At 71.8% G+C, this 16,571-nt stretch carries 16 protein-coding genes; 8 read left to right on the top strand and 8 right to left on the bottom strand.

Annotation, left to right across the window (positions count from 1 at the left end; all coding sequences use genetic code 11):
* Positions 1-3: 3 nt before the first annotated feature.
* Both GT007_RS01250 and GT007_RS01245 read left to right on the top strand, forming a co-directional pair.
* Positions 4-1,341, top strand: a complete 1,338-nt coding sequence (locus GT007_RS01250) for an aldehyde dehydrogenase family protein (protein ID WP_160119738.1) — start codon at positions 4-6, stop codon at positions 1,339-1,341.
* Positions 1,342-1,395: 54 nt separating this feature from the next.
* On the top strand, positions 1,396-1,986 hold the full coding sequence (locus GT007_RS01245) for an NUDIX hydrolase (RefSeq protein WP_160119737.1): 591 nt from the start codon (positions 1,396-1,398) through the stop codon (positions 1,984-1,986).
* Here the strand turns inward: GT007_RS01245 and GT007_RS01240 are convergent.
* The 5 genes from GT007_RS01240 to GT007_RS01220 are packed head-to-tail and all read right to left on the bottom strand — an operon-like array spanning position 1,983 to position 7,743.
* Positions 1,983-3,212, bottom strand: a complete 1,230-nt coding sequence (locus GT007_RS01240) for a DUF6212 domain-containing protein (protein WP_160119736.1) — start codon at positions 3,210-3,212, stop codon at positions 1,983-1,985. The two genes, GT007_RS01245 and GT007_RS01240, sit on opposite strands and share 4 nt — an antisense overlap.
* Positions 3,209-5,686: a glycosyltransferase gene (locus tag GT007_RS01235; RefSeq protein WP_160119735.1), complete on the bottom strand. Its 2,478-nt coding sequence runs from the start codon at positions 5,684-5,686 to the stop codon at positions 3,209-3,211. Before GT007_RS01235 ends, GT007_RS01240 begins: the two co-directional genes overlap by 4 nt.
* Positions 5,686-6,234 carry a 16S rRNA (guanine(966)-N(2))-methyltransferase RsmD gene (gene rsmD, locus GT007_RS01230; RefSeq protein ID WP_160119734.1) on the bottom strand — a complete coding sequence of 183 codons (549 nt, stop codon included), beginning with the start codon at positions 6,232-6,234 and terminating at the stop codon, positions 5,686-5,688. The genes GT007_RS01235 and rsmD overlap by 1 nt, the downstream gene beginning before the upstream one ends.
* Complete coding sequence (locus GT007_RS01225; RefSeq protein WP_160119733.1) at positions 6,234-7,034, bottom strand: pseudouridine synthase; 801 nt, start codon at positions 7,032-7,034, stop codon at positions 6,234-6,236. Before GT007_RS01225 ends, rsmD begins: the two co-directional genes overlap by 1 nt.
* Positions 7,027-7,743 carry a gamma-glutamyl-gamma-aminobutyrate hydrolase family protein gene (locus tag GT007_RS01220; protein WP_160119732.1) on the bottom strand — a complete coding sequence of 239 codons (717 nt, stop codon included), beginning with the start codon at positions 7,741-7,743 and terminating at the stop codon, positions 7,027-7,029. The genes GT007_RS01225 and GT007_RS01220 overlap by 8 nt, the downstream gene beginning before the upstream one ends.
* A gap of 47 nt (positions 7,744-7,790) precedes the next feature.
* Between GT007_RS01220 and GT007_RS01215 the strand changes: the two genes are divergently transcribed.
* A complete protein-coding gene (locus GT007_RS01215; RefSeq protein WP_236571457.1) occupies positions 7,791-8,231 on the top strand; it encodes a nucleoside deaminase in 441 nt (146 codons plus the stop codon).
* Between the two features lie 3 nt (positions 8,232-8,234).
* Here GT007_RS01215 and rfaD read toward each other — a convergent pair whose 3' ends face one another.
* On the bottom strand, positions 8,235-9,224 hold the full coding sequence (gene rfaD, locus GT007_RS01210; RefSeq protein ID WP_160119731.1) for an ADP-glyceromanno-heptose 6-epimerase: 990 nt from the start codon (positions 9,222-9,224) through the stop codon (positions 8,235-8,237).
* Between the two features lie 28 nt (positions 9,225-9,252).
* Entirely contained in the window at positions 9,253-9,963 is a 711-nt protein-coding gene (locus GT007_RS01205; protein WP_160119730.1) for an IclR family transcriptional regulator, read from the bottom strand.
* Between the two features lie 84 nt (positions 9,964-10,047).
* Between GT007_RS01205 and GT007_RS01200 the strand changes: the two genes are divergently transcribed.
* The 5 genes from GT007_RS01200 to GT007_RS01180 are packed head-to-tail and all read left to right on the top strand — an operon-like array spanning position 10,048 to position 14,602.
* Positions 10,048-11,013, top strand: coding sequence for a Bug family tripartite tricarboxylate transporter substrate binding protein (locus GT007_RS01200; protein WP_160119729.1), 966 nt, complete (start codon positions 10,048-10,050; stop codon positions 11,011-11,013).
* Between the two features lie 10 nt (positions 11,014-11,023).
* On the top strand, positions 11,024-11,980 hold the full coding sequence (locus GT007_RS01195) for a hydroxymethylglutaryl-CoA lyase (protein WP_160119728.1): 957 nt from the start codon (positions 11,024-11,026) through the stop codon (positions 11,978-11,980).
* Positions 11,980-13,116, top strand: a complete 1,137-nt coding sequence (locus GT007_RS01190; RefSeq protein ID WP_160119727.1) for a CaiB/BaiF CoA transferase family protein — start codon at positions 11,980-11,982, stop codon at positions 13,114-13,116. Before GT007_RS01195 ends, GT007_RS01190 begins: the two co-directional genes overlap by 1 nt.
* Positions 13,113-14,078: a Bug family tripartite tricarboxylate transporter substrate binding protein gene (locus GT007_RS01185; RefSeq protein WP_160119726.1), complete on the top strand. Its 966-nt coding sequence runs from the start codon at positions 13,113-13,115 to the stop codon at positions 14,076-14,078. Before GT007_RS01190 ends, GT007_RS01185 begins: the two co-directional genes overlap by 4 nt.
* Positions 14,078-14,602 (top strand): gamma carbonic anhydrase family protein, encoded by a 525-nt coding sequence (locus tag GT007_RS01180; RefSeq protein WP_160119725.1) that lies wholly within the window; start codon positions 14,078-14,080, stop codon positions 14,600-14,602. Before GT007_RS01185 ends, GT007_RS01180 begins: the two co-directional genes overlap by 1 nt.
* Positions 14,603-14,620: 18 nt before the next feature.
* Here the strand turns inward: GT007_RS01180 and GT007_RS01175 are convergent, their stop codons facing one another.
* Positions 14,621-16,570, bottom strand: a complete 1,950-nt coding sequence (locus GT007_RS01175) for a MacB family efflux pump subunit (protein ID WP_160119724.1) — start codon at positions 16,568-16,570, stop codon at positions 14,621-14,623.
* Position 16,571 lies beyond the last annotated feature (1 nt).

Raw genomic sequence — 16,571 nt, 5'->3', positions numbered from 1 at the left:
GGCATGACCCCACAGGCCGGATTGCGCGACCATTTCGCCAGCGGCGCCACCTGGCCGCTGGAGGGGCGGCTTGAGGCGCTGCGCCGGCTGGATGCCGCCCTGACCGGGCATGAGGACGCGCTGCTGCAGGCGCTGCACGACGACCTCGGCAAGCCGGAATTCGAGGCCTACAGCAGCGAGATTCTGCCGGTGCGGCAGGAGATCCGGCACGCGATCCGGCATCTGCCGCGCTGGGCCGCGCCGCGCCGGGTGGCCACCAGCTGGTTCCATTGGCCGGCGCGCGCCGCGCTGTCGATGCAGCCGCGCGGGGCGGTGCTGGTGCTCAGCCCCTGGAATTATCCGGTGCAGCTCAGCCTCTCGCCCCTGGTCGGCGCGCTGGCGGCAGGCAACACGGTGCTGCTGAAGCCCTCGGAATTCGCGCCCGCCACCGCCGCCGCCCTGCAAGCGATGTTGGAGGAGGCGTTGGACCCCGGCCTGGTACAGGTGATGCAAGGCGACGCCGCCCTGGCTGCCGCGCTGGTGGCCGAACACTGGGACCACATCTTCTTCACCGGCTCCGGCGCCGTGGGGCGGCGCGTGGCGGAGGCCGCGGCCCGCACCCTGACCAGCTGCACGCTGGAGCTGGGGGGCTGCAACCCATGCGTGGTGGATGGCTCGGCCGATATCGGGCTGGCGGCCAAGCGCATCGCCTGGGGCAAGTTCCTGAACGCCGGGCAGACCTGCATCGCGCCCAACCATGTGCTGGTGCACGAAAGCCGGTTCGAGGCGCTGGTGGCCGCGCTGAAGGCCCGGCTGACGGAATTCTATGGCGCGGACGGCCAGGGTCTGCAGCGGCTGGCGCACCCCGCGCATTTTGCCCGCGTGGCGGCGCTGCTGGGGCAGGGTGAGGTGCTGCATGGCGGGGCCGCCGATGCCGCCCGGCTGCACATCCAGCCCACCCTGCTGGCGGCCTCCGCACCGCCGGAGCAGGAGATCTTCGGCCCCATCCTGCCCATCATCCCCTGGCGGGAGGGGGCGGCGTTGCTGGATGGGCTGGCCGCGGCGCCCGCGCCGCTGGCGGTCTATGCGCACAGCCGCGACCGCGCGCTGCTGGCCGCCCTGCGCCAGCGGACGCGCTCCGGCGCTTTCGTGGTGAATGACCATGTGGTGCAGGCCACGGTGGCCGACCTGCCTTTCGGCGGCGTGGGGCCGAGCGGGCAGGGGCGTTCCCATGGGCAGGCCGGGTTCGAGGCCTTTTCCAACCCGCGCGCCGAATTCCGCCAGAGCCCGCGCATCGACCTGCCGATGCGCTACCCGCCCTATGAGGGCAAGCTGGCCTGGGTGAAGCGCCTGATGGGATAAGGCCGATCGGCCCGAGGCTTGCTGCGCCGCATCATCCCGGGGCATGTTCGCGCCATGTCCTCCGATGATCTGTTCCGCCAGCGCCACCTGCCACCCCCGCCCGGCGGGTGGGACACCCTGGCCGTGCGGGAGGTGATGGATGAGCCCTTCCTGCACGTCACCGCCGAGACGGTGCGCACCCCCCAGGGCCATGTGCTGGAGCCCTGGTGGATCCTGCATTTCCCCGATTGGGTCATGGTGCTGCCCGTGACCGAGGACGGCCAGGTGGTTCTGCTGCGGCAGTGGCGCCAGGGTGTGCGCGCCGTCTCCCTGGAAGTGCCCGGCGGCGGGCTGGACGCGGAGGACACCGACCCCTGCGCCGCCGGCGCGCGCGAGCTGCTGGAAGAAACCGGCTATGAGGCGCGGGAGCTGCGCTATCTGGGCCGGATCTGGCCGGACCCCGCCCGCAACGCCAATTGCTGCCACGCGGTGCTGGCCCTGGACTGCCGCAAGGTGGCCGAACCCGCCCTGGAACCGGGCGAGAGCATCGAGAGCTTCACCGTGCCGATGGCCGAGGCCCGCGCCCTGCTGCTGCGGGGGGAGATGACCTCCGCCGTGCAGGCCATGACGATGATGCGCGGCCTGGCGGAGCTGGGGGTGCTTTAGGAGCCGCCTCTGACGGCCCTGATCTCCCGCCACTCCACCGCGCCGCCGCCGCCCCCCAACGCCCGCAGCTGCACGCGCACGGGCGCCACCGGCCAGGCGGCGGGCGAGACGGCCAGGCTCATCGCCAGGTGCCCGTCGCGCTGGGCGTCCACCCAGCCGGTGCCGCGGCCCGCGCATTCCAGCGCCGCCTGCACCTCGCTGCCGCCGACCAGGCGCAGTTCCGCGCGCAGCATGCCGAAGCCGGCCAGCGGCAGGGCCGGGATCTCCAGCATCGCCTGACCGTGGCCGGGCACGCGCGCGACCCGGGTGGCGCCCTGCCAGATGCTGGCCGGAAAGCCGCACCACACGCCCTCGGGCGGCATGGGGCGGCCGGCCTCCTCCTCCAGCCACCAGGGCGAGTGCAGGAAGCGCGCGGCGCCGCGCGCGCGCAGCAATTGCACCGCCGGGGCGTCGCCTGTCATCGACAGCGCCAGTACGTCATGCGGCGCCAGGGCGGCCGTGATCTCCAGCGCCGCGGTCTCCCGCCAGGGGGGCGCGGGCATGGGCAGGTCCAGCATCAGCCAGCCCTCGCCCAGCGCCTCTCCGGGCACGCGCCAGGCGCCGGCCACGCGGCCGCTTTCCTCCGCCACCAGCCGCACGCCCAGCGCCGTGCCGGGCCCGGCCGAGACCGTGCCCAGATGCAGCGCCACGGCGGCCATGCCCGCGACTTCCAGCGGCAGCACCCGCCGCCAGTGGGACAGGCCCTGCGGCAGGCCGGGGGCCGCCTGCGGCGTGTCGGCGTGCAGCAGGGTGGGGGGCTGCGGTGCCTCCTGCCCCGCGCTGCGCAGCCAATGGGCCATGGCGACGCGGCCTTCCTCGTGCTCGGCGCGCAGCGTGGTCAGGCTGGCGGCCAGGTCGCCCAGCCGGGCCTCGGCGCCCAGCAGCCGGGCGGCCAGCAGGGCCGAGAGCGCGGTGGCATCGGGCAGCAGGGCGGGGGCATCGCCGGGCCAATCCGCCAGCCAGGCGGGGGCGCCGGCCGAGAGCACGCCCAGCAGCCCGCCCGGCGCCGCCGGCAAGGGCAGGGCGGTGCCGCCCGCACCCCGTTCCGGTACCGCGCGCCAGCCCGCGCCATCGGCCCGCACCCGCCATTGCGGAAGTGGCAGGTCCAGCGCGGGCGCGTCCTCGGCCAGCAGCAGCGCGGCGGGGGCGGACATCAGCCCGGGCAGATCCTCGACCAGCAATGTCACGGCGTGTCCAGCCTTTCCAGGAAGGGGCGCATCATCGCATCCCAGCCCCGGCCGCGCAGCCGGGCGATGGCGGCGGCCGAAAGCCCGGCGAGCAGGCTGCGATCGGCATCCAGCGCGCGCAGCGCGGCCACGGCGGCCTGGGTGCATTGGGCATCATTGGGCAGTAGCCAGCCATCCTGGCCATGGGCCACGATTTCCGCCACCGCGCCCACATCGGTGGCCAGCGGCACGCAGCCCAGGCGCTGGGCTTCCAGGATGGTCAGGGGCACGCCCTCGAACCGGCTCGGCAGGAACAGGATGTCGGCCCAGCCATACAGCGCGTCCAGATCGCGCGCGCTGTCGGCCGGGGGTTCCACCGGCACGCCGAAATCGGGCGGCGCGCCGCCCAGCACCGGCTTGCCCGCCACCCGCCAGTCGATGAAGTCCTGGGTGGCGCGGATGGTGTCGGTCAGGCGCTCCAGCCCCTTCTGGGCGTCCAGCCGGCCTAGGAACAGGGCGCGCAGCCGCCGCTGCGGGGTGCCGCGCGCCACCGGCACGGCCTGGCTGTCATAGCCCGGGGCATTGGGCACCAGGATCAGCTTGCTGGCCGGCCAGCCCTGGCCGATGCACCAGCGGCGCAACTGCTCCGAGATCACCAGCGCCCCGTCATAGGCGTGCTCATAGGCCAGCCCCGAGAAGGCCTGGCCCGCCGGCTGGTTCCAGGCGCCGCGCTCGGCCAGGTGCAGCCCCATGAAGCAGCGCACCCCGAAGCGCCGCAGCCGCGCCGCCAGCGCGTGCCCGGCCAGGGAATGGGTGATCAGCACCGCATCCATCCCGAACAGCAGGCCCAGCCCCTCCGCGCTGTTGGGGTCATGGCCATAGGCGGCGGTCTCGGCGCCGAAATAGGCGCGGGCGGGGTCGGGCGCGCCCTCCGGCCCGAAGCCGGGAAACAGGTTGATGGTCTCGTAGGTGTCGCGGGTGCCGGGCAGCAGCGTCACGTCCGCCCGTTCGGAGACGAACAGATGCGGCGTCCAGCCCGCGCGGCGCAGCACCTCCGCCTGGCGCAGCAGCACGCGCTCCACCCCGCCACGGGAATGCAGCGGCTGCACGATGCCGATGTCGCGCCCCTGCTTCAGCCGGGGCAGGGGGGCGCCCACCCCCACCGAGGCATAGAGCCGGTCCGCCACCCGGCTGCGGGCGCAGCGCCACACATTGCGCCAGGGGCGGGGCGGGGCGTCGCCATTGGGCGTGCCCAGCATGGCCAGCTCCGCCTGCGCCTCCGCCGTCGCCTCGCCCGTCACCTCCGGTGCGCCGGGCAGGAACAGGCGCATGCGCCAGGCATCGCCGTTGGACAGGTCGCGGCGCAGCTGCTCCGGCGTCTCGGCCAGTTCCTGGCCGCGCAGGAAGATGATCTGCGCATCCTCCAGCGACCCGCCGGCGTGGCGGAAGGAGATGCGCTCATCCCCGCTTTCGTCCAGCACCATGCCCGCCACCCGGCGATGGCGCAGCAGCACGGAGCCGAACCACCAGGCCGCGTGCAGCATGCGGTTGGCCGCCAGCGCCGCCAGGGCGGCGGGTTCGGCCACCATCACCACATGGGGGATGTGGTGGGAGGCCGGGTCGGCCGCCGCCCGGGCCAGCATGGCGCGGAATTCGGCGCGCGGCACGGGCGGGCCGGGCTCCTCGGGGTCCATGAAGACATGGGCGGGCGTGCCGCCCACCGGCAGCAGCGCGTGGCGCGGCAATTCCCGCGCCTCCATCCGCAGGATGCTGGCCGGGTGCCACAATTCGCGGTTGCGGCGGCGCAACTCCTCCTGCAGCACGGGGCGGATGCGTTCGCTGTCGGCCAGCATGCTCTCGGCCCGCCTGCGATAGCGGAAGCCCGATTGCGGGATATGCCGCCCCACGAAGCCCGCCCGCGCGGCGCGCAGCCAGAATTCCGCATCCTCGAAGCCCTGGCGCAGGCTGGTGTCGAAGCGCAGCCCCTTCTCCAGCATGGCGCGGGAGATGAGGCTGCCGGCCTCGCAGAAATTGTCCTGCATCAGCAGCAGCAGGGAGAATTCGCCCGAGGTGTCGGAGCATTCCTCCATCCCCAGGCTGTCGATATCCGGATAGGCCCAGCCGGTGCCGGGCCCGCCCTGTTCCAGCACATCCAGCGCGCGGCGCAGGAAATGCGGCTCGATCCGGTTGTCGGCGTCCAGCAGATACACGGCGCGCAGGTTGGGAAAGGCCGCCAGCGCGTAGTCGATGCCCGTGTTGCGCGCGGCCGAAAGCCCGCCATTGGCCTGGCGCAGCACATGCACCCGGCCGGGGTGGCGGGCGGCGGCGGCGCGCGCCTGGGCGGAGGTCTCGGGGAAGGGGCAGCCATCATCCACCACCACGGCGGCGACGCCGGGCAGGGTCTGGGTCATGGCGCTGTTCAGGGCCTCGGGCAGCAGGCCGGGCTGGCCATAGGCGGGAATGACGCAGGCGACCGTGACCTCGCCCGCGGCCATCATGGCGCGCGCAGCACCAGCAGCCGGGCCGCGCCATGCGCGCGTTCCGCCAGGATCGGCCAATCGGTCGGGAATTCCTCGTCGCGTGCCATCTCCAGGCAGCATACCGCCCCCGGCGCGATCCAGCCAGCGCGGGACAGCGCGGCCAGCGCGCGCGGCAGCAGCCCCTGGCGATAGGGCGGGTCGAGGAAGACCAGCCCGCAGGGCGCCGGGGCGGGCGGCGGGCGGGTGGCGTCGCCGGGCAGGATGGTGGCGCGGGCTTCCTCGCGGCAGGCCGCCACATTGGCGCGGATGGCGGCCAGGGCGGGGCGGGCGGTCTCCAGGAAGCTGGCATGGGCCGCCCCGCGCGACAGCGCCTCCAGCCCCAGCGCGCCGGAGCCCGCGAAGGCATCCAGCACCCGGGCATCCCGCACCGCGCCTTCAGCCCATGGCGCGTGCATCAGCATGTCGAACAGCGCCTGGCGGGCGCGGTCGGCGGTGGGGCGGGTCTGGTCGCCCGGGGGGGCGGCCAGGTTCCGCCCCCGATGGGCGCCCGCGATGATGCGCATCAGCTTTCGGCTGGCTTGGCGGCCTTGCGCTTTTCCTGATGCGTGGGCACGGCGACGCCCAGCTGTTCGCGCATGATCTTGCCGTTCACTTCCTCGGCCGCGCCCTTGGGCAGGATGCCGAGCTGGAACGGCCCATAGGCCAGCCGGATCAGCCGCGAGACCTGGAAGCCCAGATGCGCCAGCACCCGGCGCAGCTCGCGGTTCTTGCCCTCCTGCAGGGACATGGTCAGCCAGGCATTGTCGCCCTGCTTGGTGTCCAGCGTGGCCTCGATGGGGCCATAGCGCACGCCGTCCACCGTGATGCCGCGCGCCAGCACCGACAGGCTGTACGGGTCCGGATGGCCGTTCACCCGCACGCGATAGCGCCGCACCCAGCCTTGGCTCGGCAATTCCAGCTGGCGGGCCAGCGCGCCATCATTGGTGAGCAGCAGCAGGCCTTCGCTGTTCAGGTCCAGCCGGCCCACGCTGATCAGGCGCGGCAGGCCGGGGGGCAATTGCTCGAAGACGGTGGGCCGGCCCTCGGGGTCGCGGTGGGTGGTCACCAGGCCGCGCGGCTTGTGATAGCGGAACAGCCGCGTGCGCTCATGGTTGGCCACCAGCTTGCCGTTCACCTGCACGGCGTCGCCGGGCTGGATGAAGGTGGCGGGCGTCGTCACCTTCTTGCCGGCGATGGAAACCCGGCCTTCCTCGATCAGGCGCTCGGCCTCCCGCCGGCTGGCCACGCCGGCGCGGGCCAGCCATTTGGCGATGCGCTCGCCGCGCGCGGGGTCGTCCTGGGTCTCGGGGGTCTCATCAGCCACGGGCGGCCTCCACGAAGGCGCGCAGGATGGTCAGGTCCTGGCGGTCCACCTTGTATTCCGGGTGCCACTGCACGCCCAGCGCGAAGCGGTGGCCCGGGTGTTCCAGCCCCTCGATCACGCCATCGGGCGCCATGGCGTTCACCACGGCCCCGGGGCCGGGGGTGGCCACCGCCTGGTGGTGGGCGCTGTTCACATGCATCGGGCCGGCGCCCACGATCGCGGCCAGCCGCGTGCCGGGCGTGATGGCCACCGCGTGGCCGGGCTCGGTGCGCGGGTTGGGCTGTTCGTGGGGCAGGGCGCCGGGGATGGCGTCCGGGATGTGCTGGATCAGCGTGCCGCCGAAGGCCACCGCCAGCAGCTGCTCGCCGCCGCAGATGCCCAGCACCGCCTTGTCGGCCGCCAGTGCCGCGCGGGTGATCGCCAGCTCGAACTGGGTGCGGCCGGGCTTCAGCGTCACGCTCTCATGCAGGGCGGTGTCGCCGTACAGCGCCGGGTCCACGTCGAAGGCGCCGCCCGTGACCAGCAGCCCGTCGATCAGGCCGAGGTATTCCCCGGCCCGCTCGGGGTCATGCGGCAGGGCGATGGGCAGGCCCCCGGCCTCGGCCACCGCCGAGAAATAATTCTGCCGCAATGCGTACCAGGGCAGCTTGGAGTAGCCGCCAGGCTCCTCCGCATCCAGTGTCAGACCGATGACGGGGCGTGTTCTCATGGCGCTTGCTAGACCGGGGAGGCCCCGCGCGGCAAGTTGTCCGCATGATGTCCCCGATGGAAATGGCGTTGGAGGAGGCCCGGGCGGCCGCCGCGCGCGGCGAGGTGCCGGTGGGCGCCGTGGTGACGGACCCGCGTGGGCAGGTGCTGGCGCGCGCCGGCAACCGGGTGGAGGAACGGGCCGACCCCTCCGCCCATGCCGAGATGTTGGCGCTGCGGGCCGCCGCCGCCGTGCGGGGCCACAAGCACTTGGCCGGCTGCACCCTGACGGTCACGCTGGAGCCCTGCGCCATGTGCGCCCAGGCCGCCAGCCTGTTCCGCGTGGGCCGGGTGGTGTTCGGCGCCTATGACCCCAAGGGCGGCGGGACGGAGCACGGCGCGCGCGTGTTCAGCCACCCGCAATGCAACCATGTGCCGGAAGTGGTGGGCGGCGTGCGGGAAACCGAGGCCGCGGCCGTGCTGCGGGGCTTCTTCGCGGCGCGCCGCTGAGCCCTACCGGTAGCTGTCCGGTTGCATCAGGAAGTGCTGGACGTAGTCTGTCACCCCCGCTTCCAGCGAACGCATCTGGCCATTGTAGCCGAAGGCGCGCAGCCGGCCGATATCGGCCTTGGTGTAGTACTGGTACTTGGCGCGCAGTTCCCCGGGCATGTCGATGAAGCCGATCGCGGCCTCGCGCCCCATGGCGGCGAAGACGGCGCGGGCCAGGTCTAGCCAGGTGCGCGCCTCGCCGGAGCCGACATTGAAAATGCCGAACCCGTCCTCGCGCCCCAGCAGATGGGTGACCACCTGGCAGATGTCGCGCACATAGACGAAGTCGCGCATCTGCTCGCCATCGGCGTATTCGGGGCGGTGGCTGCGGAACAGGCTGACCGGCTCGCCGGCGGTGATGCTCTGGAAGATCTTGCTGACCACCGAGCGCATGGCGCCCTTGTGGCCCTCGTTCGGGCCATAGACGTTGAAGAACTTCAGCCCCACGCACAGCGGCGGCATGGGCTCGCCGCGCTTGCGGCGCTCGACCACCGCCTGGTCGAAGATGTGCTTGCTCCAGCCATACAGGTTCAGCGGGCGCAGGCGCTTCAGGTGCTCGAAATCCGGATTGTCGTCATAGCCCGCCTCGCCCTCGCCATAGGTCGCGGCGGAGGAGGCGTAGATGAACGGCACCTGCCGGTCCGCCGTCCAGTCCAGCAGCATGTTCGAGAAGCGGAAGTTCCGCTCCATGATCTCATCGCCATCGGTGGCGGTGGTGGAGGAATTGGCCCCCATATGCACCACGGCCGAGACCTTCGAGGCGGCCGGGCCTTGCAGCCAGGCGGCCAGCTCGGCCGGCGGCACCATGTCCACGAAGGCGCGCTTGCGCAGGTTCTGCCATTTCTGGCCCTGGCGCAGCAGGTCGCACAGGACCAGGTCGGTGCGGCCGTGCTCATTGAGCTCGGCCACGATGTTGGAGCCGATGAAGCCGGCCGCGCCCGTGATCAGGATCATGCCGGGCTTTTCCCACGCGCCCGGGGGGTTAGGCAACGCGGCGCCGGGCCGCGCCCAGCGTGTGGGAGAGATCGCCCGCCGCCTGTTCCAGCAGCGGGATCATGCGGGCGCGCTCGGTGGCGCCGAACCGCCCGATCGGCCCCACCACGCCCAGCGCGCCCATGAAGCGCCCGCCCGCCGTGAAGACCGGGCAGGCGAGGGAGGCCGATTCGCTGTCGCGCTCGCCCAGGGACAGCACCACACCGCCGCCCTCCGCGCGCAGCACATGGCCGCTGGCGCCACGGTCCAGCGGCAGCACCGCGCCCTCCGGCACGGAATGGCGGATGACGCGGGGCGGTTCGTGGCGGAACAGGCAGATGCGGGCCTCGCCGTCGCGCACATAAAAGGCCGCGGTCTCCCCGGTCGCGGCGGAAAGCCGGGCGAGGGCGGGGCGCACTTCTTCCGCCAGGTCGAAGCCCGCCTGGTACTGCATGCCCAGGCGCAGCGTGGCGGGGCCCAGGCGGAACAGCCCGTCCGCCCCGCGCAGCAGATAGCCGAAACGCTCCAGAGAGGCCGAAAGGCGCAGGATGGTGCTGGGATAGAGCCCGGTGCGCCGCGCGAGGTCCGCCAGCGCCAGGCGCGGGGTTTCCAGCGTGAAGGCATCGAGCAGGGACAGGGCGCGCTCCACCGCCTCCACCCGCTGTTCGGGGGCGCCTTCATGGGCGGGGCGGCCGCGCTTGCGGGTGGCGGTGTCGGACATTGACCGGGCTGGCACTCTTCTATTAGAGTTCTGTCTAACAGAATATTTTTCTGAACAACAGAAAAATAACACCGAGGAGCCACCATGCCGCCCATCTCCCGCCGCCTCCTGCTTGCCGCCCCGGCGCTGCTGCCTGTCGCGGCGGGCGCGCAATCCTGGCCGAACCAGCCGATCAGGCTGGTGGTGCCCTATGCGGCGGGCGGGGCCACGGATGTGATCGCGCGGCTGGTGGCGGAGGGCATGTCCCAGCGCCTGCCGCAGCGCGTGGTGGTGGAAAACCGCACGGGGGCCGGGGGCAATATCGGCGCGGGCGCCGTGGCGCGGGCCACCGACGGCCACACCCTGCTGTTCAGCAACACCGGCCACGCGGTGAACCGCGCGCTGTATGCCCGGCTGGACTACGACCCGGCGAATGACCTGGTGCCGATCACCATCGTGGCCGAGAGCCCCATGGTGCTGCTGGTGCCCAACAGCGCGCCCTGGCGCGACGTGGCCGGGCTGGTGGCCGCCGCCAAGGCCGATCCCGAGAAGCTGAGCTATGCCACCACCGGCACGGGCGGCGTGCTGCAGCTGGTCACCCTGCTGCTGACGCGCGCCGCGGGCATCCGCATGCAGGATGTGCCCTATCGCGGCAGCGGGCCGGCGGCGCAGGATGTCGTGGCCGGGCGGCTGGACGTGCTGTACGACGCGGGCTTCAGCGCCTTTCCGCTGGCCCAGGGCGGGCAGGCGCGGGCGCTGGCCGTCTCCTCCGCCCAGCGCAGCCCGGTGATGCCCGATGTGCCCACCATCGCGGAGGCCGGCTACCCCGCCGCCACCTTCAGCGTGTGGCAATGCATCTTCGCCCCGCGCAGCCTGCCCGAACCCGCGCTGGGCCGCGTGCAGCAGGCGGTGGCCGAGGCCCTGGCCGAACCCGCCCTGCGCCGCCGCCTGACCGAGCTGGGCGCCGAGCGCCTGATCGCCAATTCCGTTTCCGAGGCCGGCCGCTACGTGACCGCCGAGATGACCCGCTGGGAGACCGTGCTGCGTGAAGCCGGCATCCAGCCGCAATGAGGAGCCTGCGATGAGCGACCTGCCCACAAGCGTCGAGATCACGGAGGAGGGCCCGCGCGAGGGCTTCCAGATCGAGAAGGGACCGATTTCCACCGGCGACAAGATCGCGCTGATCGACGCGCTGTCCGCCACGGGGGCCCCGCGCATCCAGGTGGCGAGCTTCGTGAACCCCAAGATCGTCCCTGGCTGGGCCGATGCCGAGGATGTGGTGGCGGGCTTCACCCCGCGACGGGGCTGCGAATACATCGCCCTGTGGTTCAACGCGAAGGGCATGGAGCGGGCGAAGAGCTTCGGCGACCGGCTGACCCTGTTCAGCTCCATCACCGTCACGGCGTCCGAGGCCTTCACCAAGAAGAACCTGAACCGCGACCACGCGGCGCAGCTGGTGTTTCAGCGGGAGCATGTGGCCGCCCACCAGGCGGCTGGCGTGCCGATCACCCGCATCTCCGTGCAGGCGGCTTTCGGCTGCAACTACCAGGGCGAGGTGACGGTGGCCGACGCCATGCGCGTCATCGCCGATGCCATGGAGATCGCGAAGGATACCGGCTGCGACATCCAGAAGATCACGCTGGCGGACAGCATGGGCTGGGCCGACCCCGCCCATGTGGAGCGCCTGGTGGGCGCCGTGCGCGACACATGGCCCGGCCCCGAGATCTGCCTGCATCTGCACGACACGCGGGGCCTCGGCATCGCCAATGCCTATGCGGGGCTGAAGATGGGCGTGCGGCTGTTCGACGCGGCGGTGGGGGGCTTGGGCGGCTGCCCCTTCGCGGGGCATCCCGGCGCGCCGGGCAATATCGCCACCGAGGAACTGGTCTTCCTGTGCCAGGAAATGGGCATCGAGACCGGCTATGACCTGGAGGCGCTGCTGGAGGCCGCGGCCCTGGCCCAGCGCATCGTGGGGCACCCGCTGCCCTCCAACCTGCTGCGCGGCGGCAGCCTCAACAAGTTCCGGAGGGCTGCCTGATGCTCCCGCTCGAAGGCATTCGCGTCATCGAATTCTCCCACATGGTGATGGGGCCGACCTGCGGGTTGATCCTGGCCGATCTGGGCGCCGAGGTGATCAAGGTGGAGCCGCCCGGCGGCGACCGCACGCGCGCGCTGACGGCCTCGGGCGCCGGGTTCTTCCCGGCGTTGAGCCGCAACAAGAAATCCGTGGTGCTGGACACGGCGACCGAGCGCGACCGCGAGGCGCTGCTGGAACTGACCGACAACGCCGATGTGGTGATCGAGAATTTCCGCCCTGGCGCGCTGGACGAGCGCGGCATCGGCTTCGAGACGCTGCGCGCGCGCAACCCGCGGCTGGTGTGCCTTTCGCTGAAGGGCTTCCTGCCCGGACCGTATGAGAAGCGCACCGCGCTGGATGAGGTGGTGCAGATGATGGCGGGCTTGGCCTACATGACCGGCCCGCCGGGCCGCCCCCTGCGCGCGGGCGCGCCGGTGAACGACATGATGGGCGGCATGTTCGGCGCCATCGCCGTGATGGGCGCGCTGATGGAGCGCGCCAAGACCGGCCAGGGCCAAGTGGTGCAATCCGCCCTGTTCGAGACCTGCACCTTCCTGGTCTCCACCGCGATGATGCAGAAGGCGATCACGGGCCAGGAGCCGCCGCCGATGCCGGGCGGGCGCCGCGCCTGGGGCGTGTACGACATCTTCACCGCCAGCGACGGGGTGCAGATCTTCGTGGGCGTCGTGACCGACCGCCAATGGCAGATCTTCGCCGAGGCGCTGGGCCGCCCCGAACTGCTGACCCCCGAATTCGGCAGCAACAGCGCCCGCAGCGCCGCGCGCGAAAAGCTGATCCCGATGGTGCAGGAGATGCTGGGCCAGCTGCCGGTCGCGGCCATCGAGGCGCTGTGCGAGAAGGGCGGCCTGCCCTTCGCGCGCATCAACAAGCCCTGGGACCTGCTGGAGGACCGCCATCTGGTCGAGAGCGGCGGCTTCCTGGACGTGCATCTGACCGATGGCACCCCCACCCGCGTGCCGGCTTTGCCGATCATGCTGGGCGAGCGGCGGTTGGGGCTGCGGCTCGATTTGCCGCAGGTGGGCGAACACAACAAGGAAATCCTGGGCCGGGACCCGGGGCTGGAGGCAGCGGAATGAAACGCCGGCATCTTCTTCTGGGGGCCGCGCTGGCTGTCCCCGCCATCGCCCGCGCCCAGGGCAGCTACCCCGACCGCGCCATCCGCCTGGTGGTGCCGTTCCCGCCCGGTGGCGGCACGGACACCATCAGCCGCGAGGTCGCGGGCCGCATGCAGGCCCTGTCGGGCTGGACCGTGGTGCCCGAGAACCGCCCCGGCGCCGGCGGCAATATCGGGCTGGACGCGGTGGCGAAGGCCGCCCCCGATGGCTACACGATCGGCATGGGCCAGGCCGCGAACCTGGCGGTGAACCCGGCCCTCTATCCCAACATGCCCTTCCAGGCGATGCGCGATTTCGCCTTCGTCTCGCTGGTGGCGACGCAGCCGCTGGTGCTGGTGGTGGCCAAGCAGGCGCCCTGGGCGGATGTGCAGGCCCTGGCCGCCGCGGTGCGCACCGCGCGGGAGCCGCTGACGGCCGGCCACCCAGGCAATGGCACGCTGGGGCACCTGTCGGGCGAGCTGTTCGGCCACCGGCTGGGCGCCGAGATCATGGCCGTGCCCTATCGCGGCGCCGGCAATGTGGTGACGGACCTGATGGCTGGCCGGGTGGACATGTATTTCGGCACGCCCTCGACCGTGCGCGGGTTGCTGGACAGCGGGGAGTTGCGCGCCCTAGCCGTGACCAGCCGCGCCCGCAGCCCCTTCCTGCCGGATGTGCCGAGCCTGGTGGAATCGGGCTTCGAGGGGGTGGAGGCGGAGAACTGGACCGGCATCGTCGCCCCCGCCCGCACGCCGCCCGCCATCATCGCTCGCTGGAACGCCGAATTGCGCCGCGCGCTGGACACCAGCGAGATGCGCGAGAAGCTGGCCCAGGATGTCAGCCTGCCCCGGGGCTCGACAAGCGAGGAATTCCGCGCCTTCCTGGAGGCGGAAACACAGAAATGGGGAGGGATCGTGCGCGAAGCACGCATCCAATTGAGCTGATGGCCCTTTACGCGCTGAACGGCGTGGCACCCAAGCTGCCGCGCGAGTACTGGATCGCCCCCGGGGCCCATGTGATGGGCAATGTCATCCTGGAGGAGGAGGCCAGCATCTGGTTCGGCGCGGTGCTGCGCGGGGACAACGCGCCGATCACCATCGGCGCCCGCAGCAATGTGCAGGATGGTTCCATACTGCACGCCGATGTGGGCGTGCCGCTGACCCTGGGTGAGGGCGTGACGGTGGGCCACAAGGCCATCCTGCATGGCTGCACGGTGGGCGACCATTCCCTGATCGGGATGGGGGCGACCATTCTGAACAACGCGAAGATCGGGAATTTCTGCATCGTCGGCGCCAATGCGCTGGTGACGGAGGGCAAGGAATTCCCGGATTACTCGCTGATCGTGGGATCGCCCGCGCGGGTGGCCCGCACGCTGGATGAGAAGGCGGCGGAGAATCTGCGGCGCTCGGCGGCGGGTTATGTGGCCAATTGGCGGCGCTTCGCGGCGGGGCTGGTGGAGATCGGCTAGGTCCACAGGACCTAAGGTTCAATCCCGGCTCAGCGCCACCACCGGGTCCAGCTGGGACGCGCTGCGCGCCGGCAGATAGCCGAACCCCACGCCGATCGCCGTGGAACACAGGCAGGCCAGGATGATCGAGGCCGGCGTGTAGATCAGCTGGAAGCTGGAACCGGCGAACGCGAAGGCCCAGCCGAAGCCCAGCGCCAGCCCGATGCCCAGCACGCCCCCGGTCAGGCAGACCAGCACCGCCTCGATCAGGAACTGCTGCAGGATGTCGCCGTGGCGGGCGCCGACGGCCATCCGCACCCCGATCTCGCCCACGCGCTCCGACACCGACACCAGCATGATGTTCATCACCCCGATCCCGCCGACCAGCAGCGAGATCAGCGCGATGGCCGAGATCAGCAGCGTCAGCGTCTCCGTCGTGCTGGTGATGGTCTGGCGGATGTCGTCGGTGTTGAGGATGAAGAAATCCTCCCGCCCATGGCGCTGGGTCAGCAGCTGCGTCACCGCCCGCTGCGCCAGCGAGGTGGGCGTGTCGTCCGCCACCCGGATGGTCACGCTGCGCAGCTGGTTGTTGCCGATGAAGCGCGCCTGCACCGTGCTGTAGGGCAGGAACACCTGCGGGTTCTGGCTGGAGCCGAAGCCGCCCTGCTGCTGGGCGATCACCCCCACGATCCGCACCGGCACCCGCCCCGCCAGGATCACCCGCCCGACAGGGGAGGCACCGCCATCGCCGAACAGCGCCGTGCGCGCGTTCTGGTCGATCACGGCATCCTGGGTGAAGTTCGCCTCGCTCTCGGCATCGAAGAGGCTGCCCTCCAGCAGGCGGCTGCCGCGCACGTCGAAGTAGTTCCAGCTGACGCCATTCACCAGCGCCGTGGCCTCGATCGCCTCATAGCGCAGGGTGGATGCGGTGGAGACGGTGGGCGTGATCGCGGCCACGTACTCCTGCTCCCGCAGCGCCTCCACATCGCCGATGACCAGGGTGCGGATGCGGGTGGAGCGCACATCGCCGAAGCCCGTGCCCGGGAAGACCTCCAGCGTGTTGGTGCCGAGCGAGGCGATGTTGGCCAGCACCCTTTGGCGCGAACCCTCGCCCAGCGCCACCACGCACACCACGGAGGCGATGCCGATGATGATGCCCAGCATGGTCAGGAAACTGCGCATGCGGTGCGCGTTCATCGAGATCAGCGCCATGCGCAGGGCTTCCCGCGCGCGGTCGGCGAAGGCGCCGAAGCGCCCGCCCTGCACGGCCTGCGGGCGCGCGGCGCCGGGCGTGGCGCGGGCGGGCTTGCGCCGGTCGGCCACCACCTTGCCATCGGCCAGTTCGATGATGCGGTTCGCGCGCTCGGCCACCGCCATGTCGTGCGTGACGATGATCACGGTGCGGCCCTCGGCGTTCAGCTGTTCGAGGATCTTCAGCACCTCCTCGCCGCTGGCGCGGTCCAGCGCACCGGTGGGCTCGTCGGCCAGGATCACCTCGCCGCCATTCATCAGCGCGCGCGCGATGGACACGCGCTGCTGCTGCCCGCCCGAAAGCTGGCCGGGGCGGTGGTCCGAACGGTCCGCCATGCCGAGGCGCGCGAGCAGGCTGGCCGCGCGGGCCCGGCGCTCCTCTCGCCCCACGCCGGCGTAGATGGCCGGAACCTCGACATTGCCCAGCGCCGAGAGATCGCCCAGCAGGTGGTAGCGCTGGAAGATGAAGCCGAAATACTCCCGCCGCAGCGCCGCCAGCTCATCGGGGTCCAGCGCCGAAACCTCGCGCCCGCCCAACCGGTAGCTGCCGCCCGAGGGGCGCATCAGCCCGCCCAGGATGTTCATCAGCGTGGATTTGCCCGAGCCCGAGGTGCCGACGATCGCCAGCATCTCCCCGCGCTCGATGGTCAGGTCGATGCCGTTCAGCACGACCAGCGTTTCCTCGCCGGTCTGGAATTCCTGGCGCAGGCCGCGCAGCTCGATCAGCGGCTCGGCCATG

The sequence above is a fragment of the Rhodovarius lipocyclicus genome (genome assembly GCF_009900765.1).
In the GTDB taxonomy this organism is placed as follows: Bacteria; Pseudomonadota; Alphaproteobacteria; order Acetobacterales; family Acetobacteraceae; genus Rhodovarius; species Rhodovarius lipocyclicus.
This window is presented reverse-complemented; position numbering and strand designations above follow the sequence as displayed.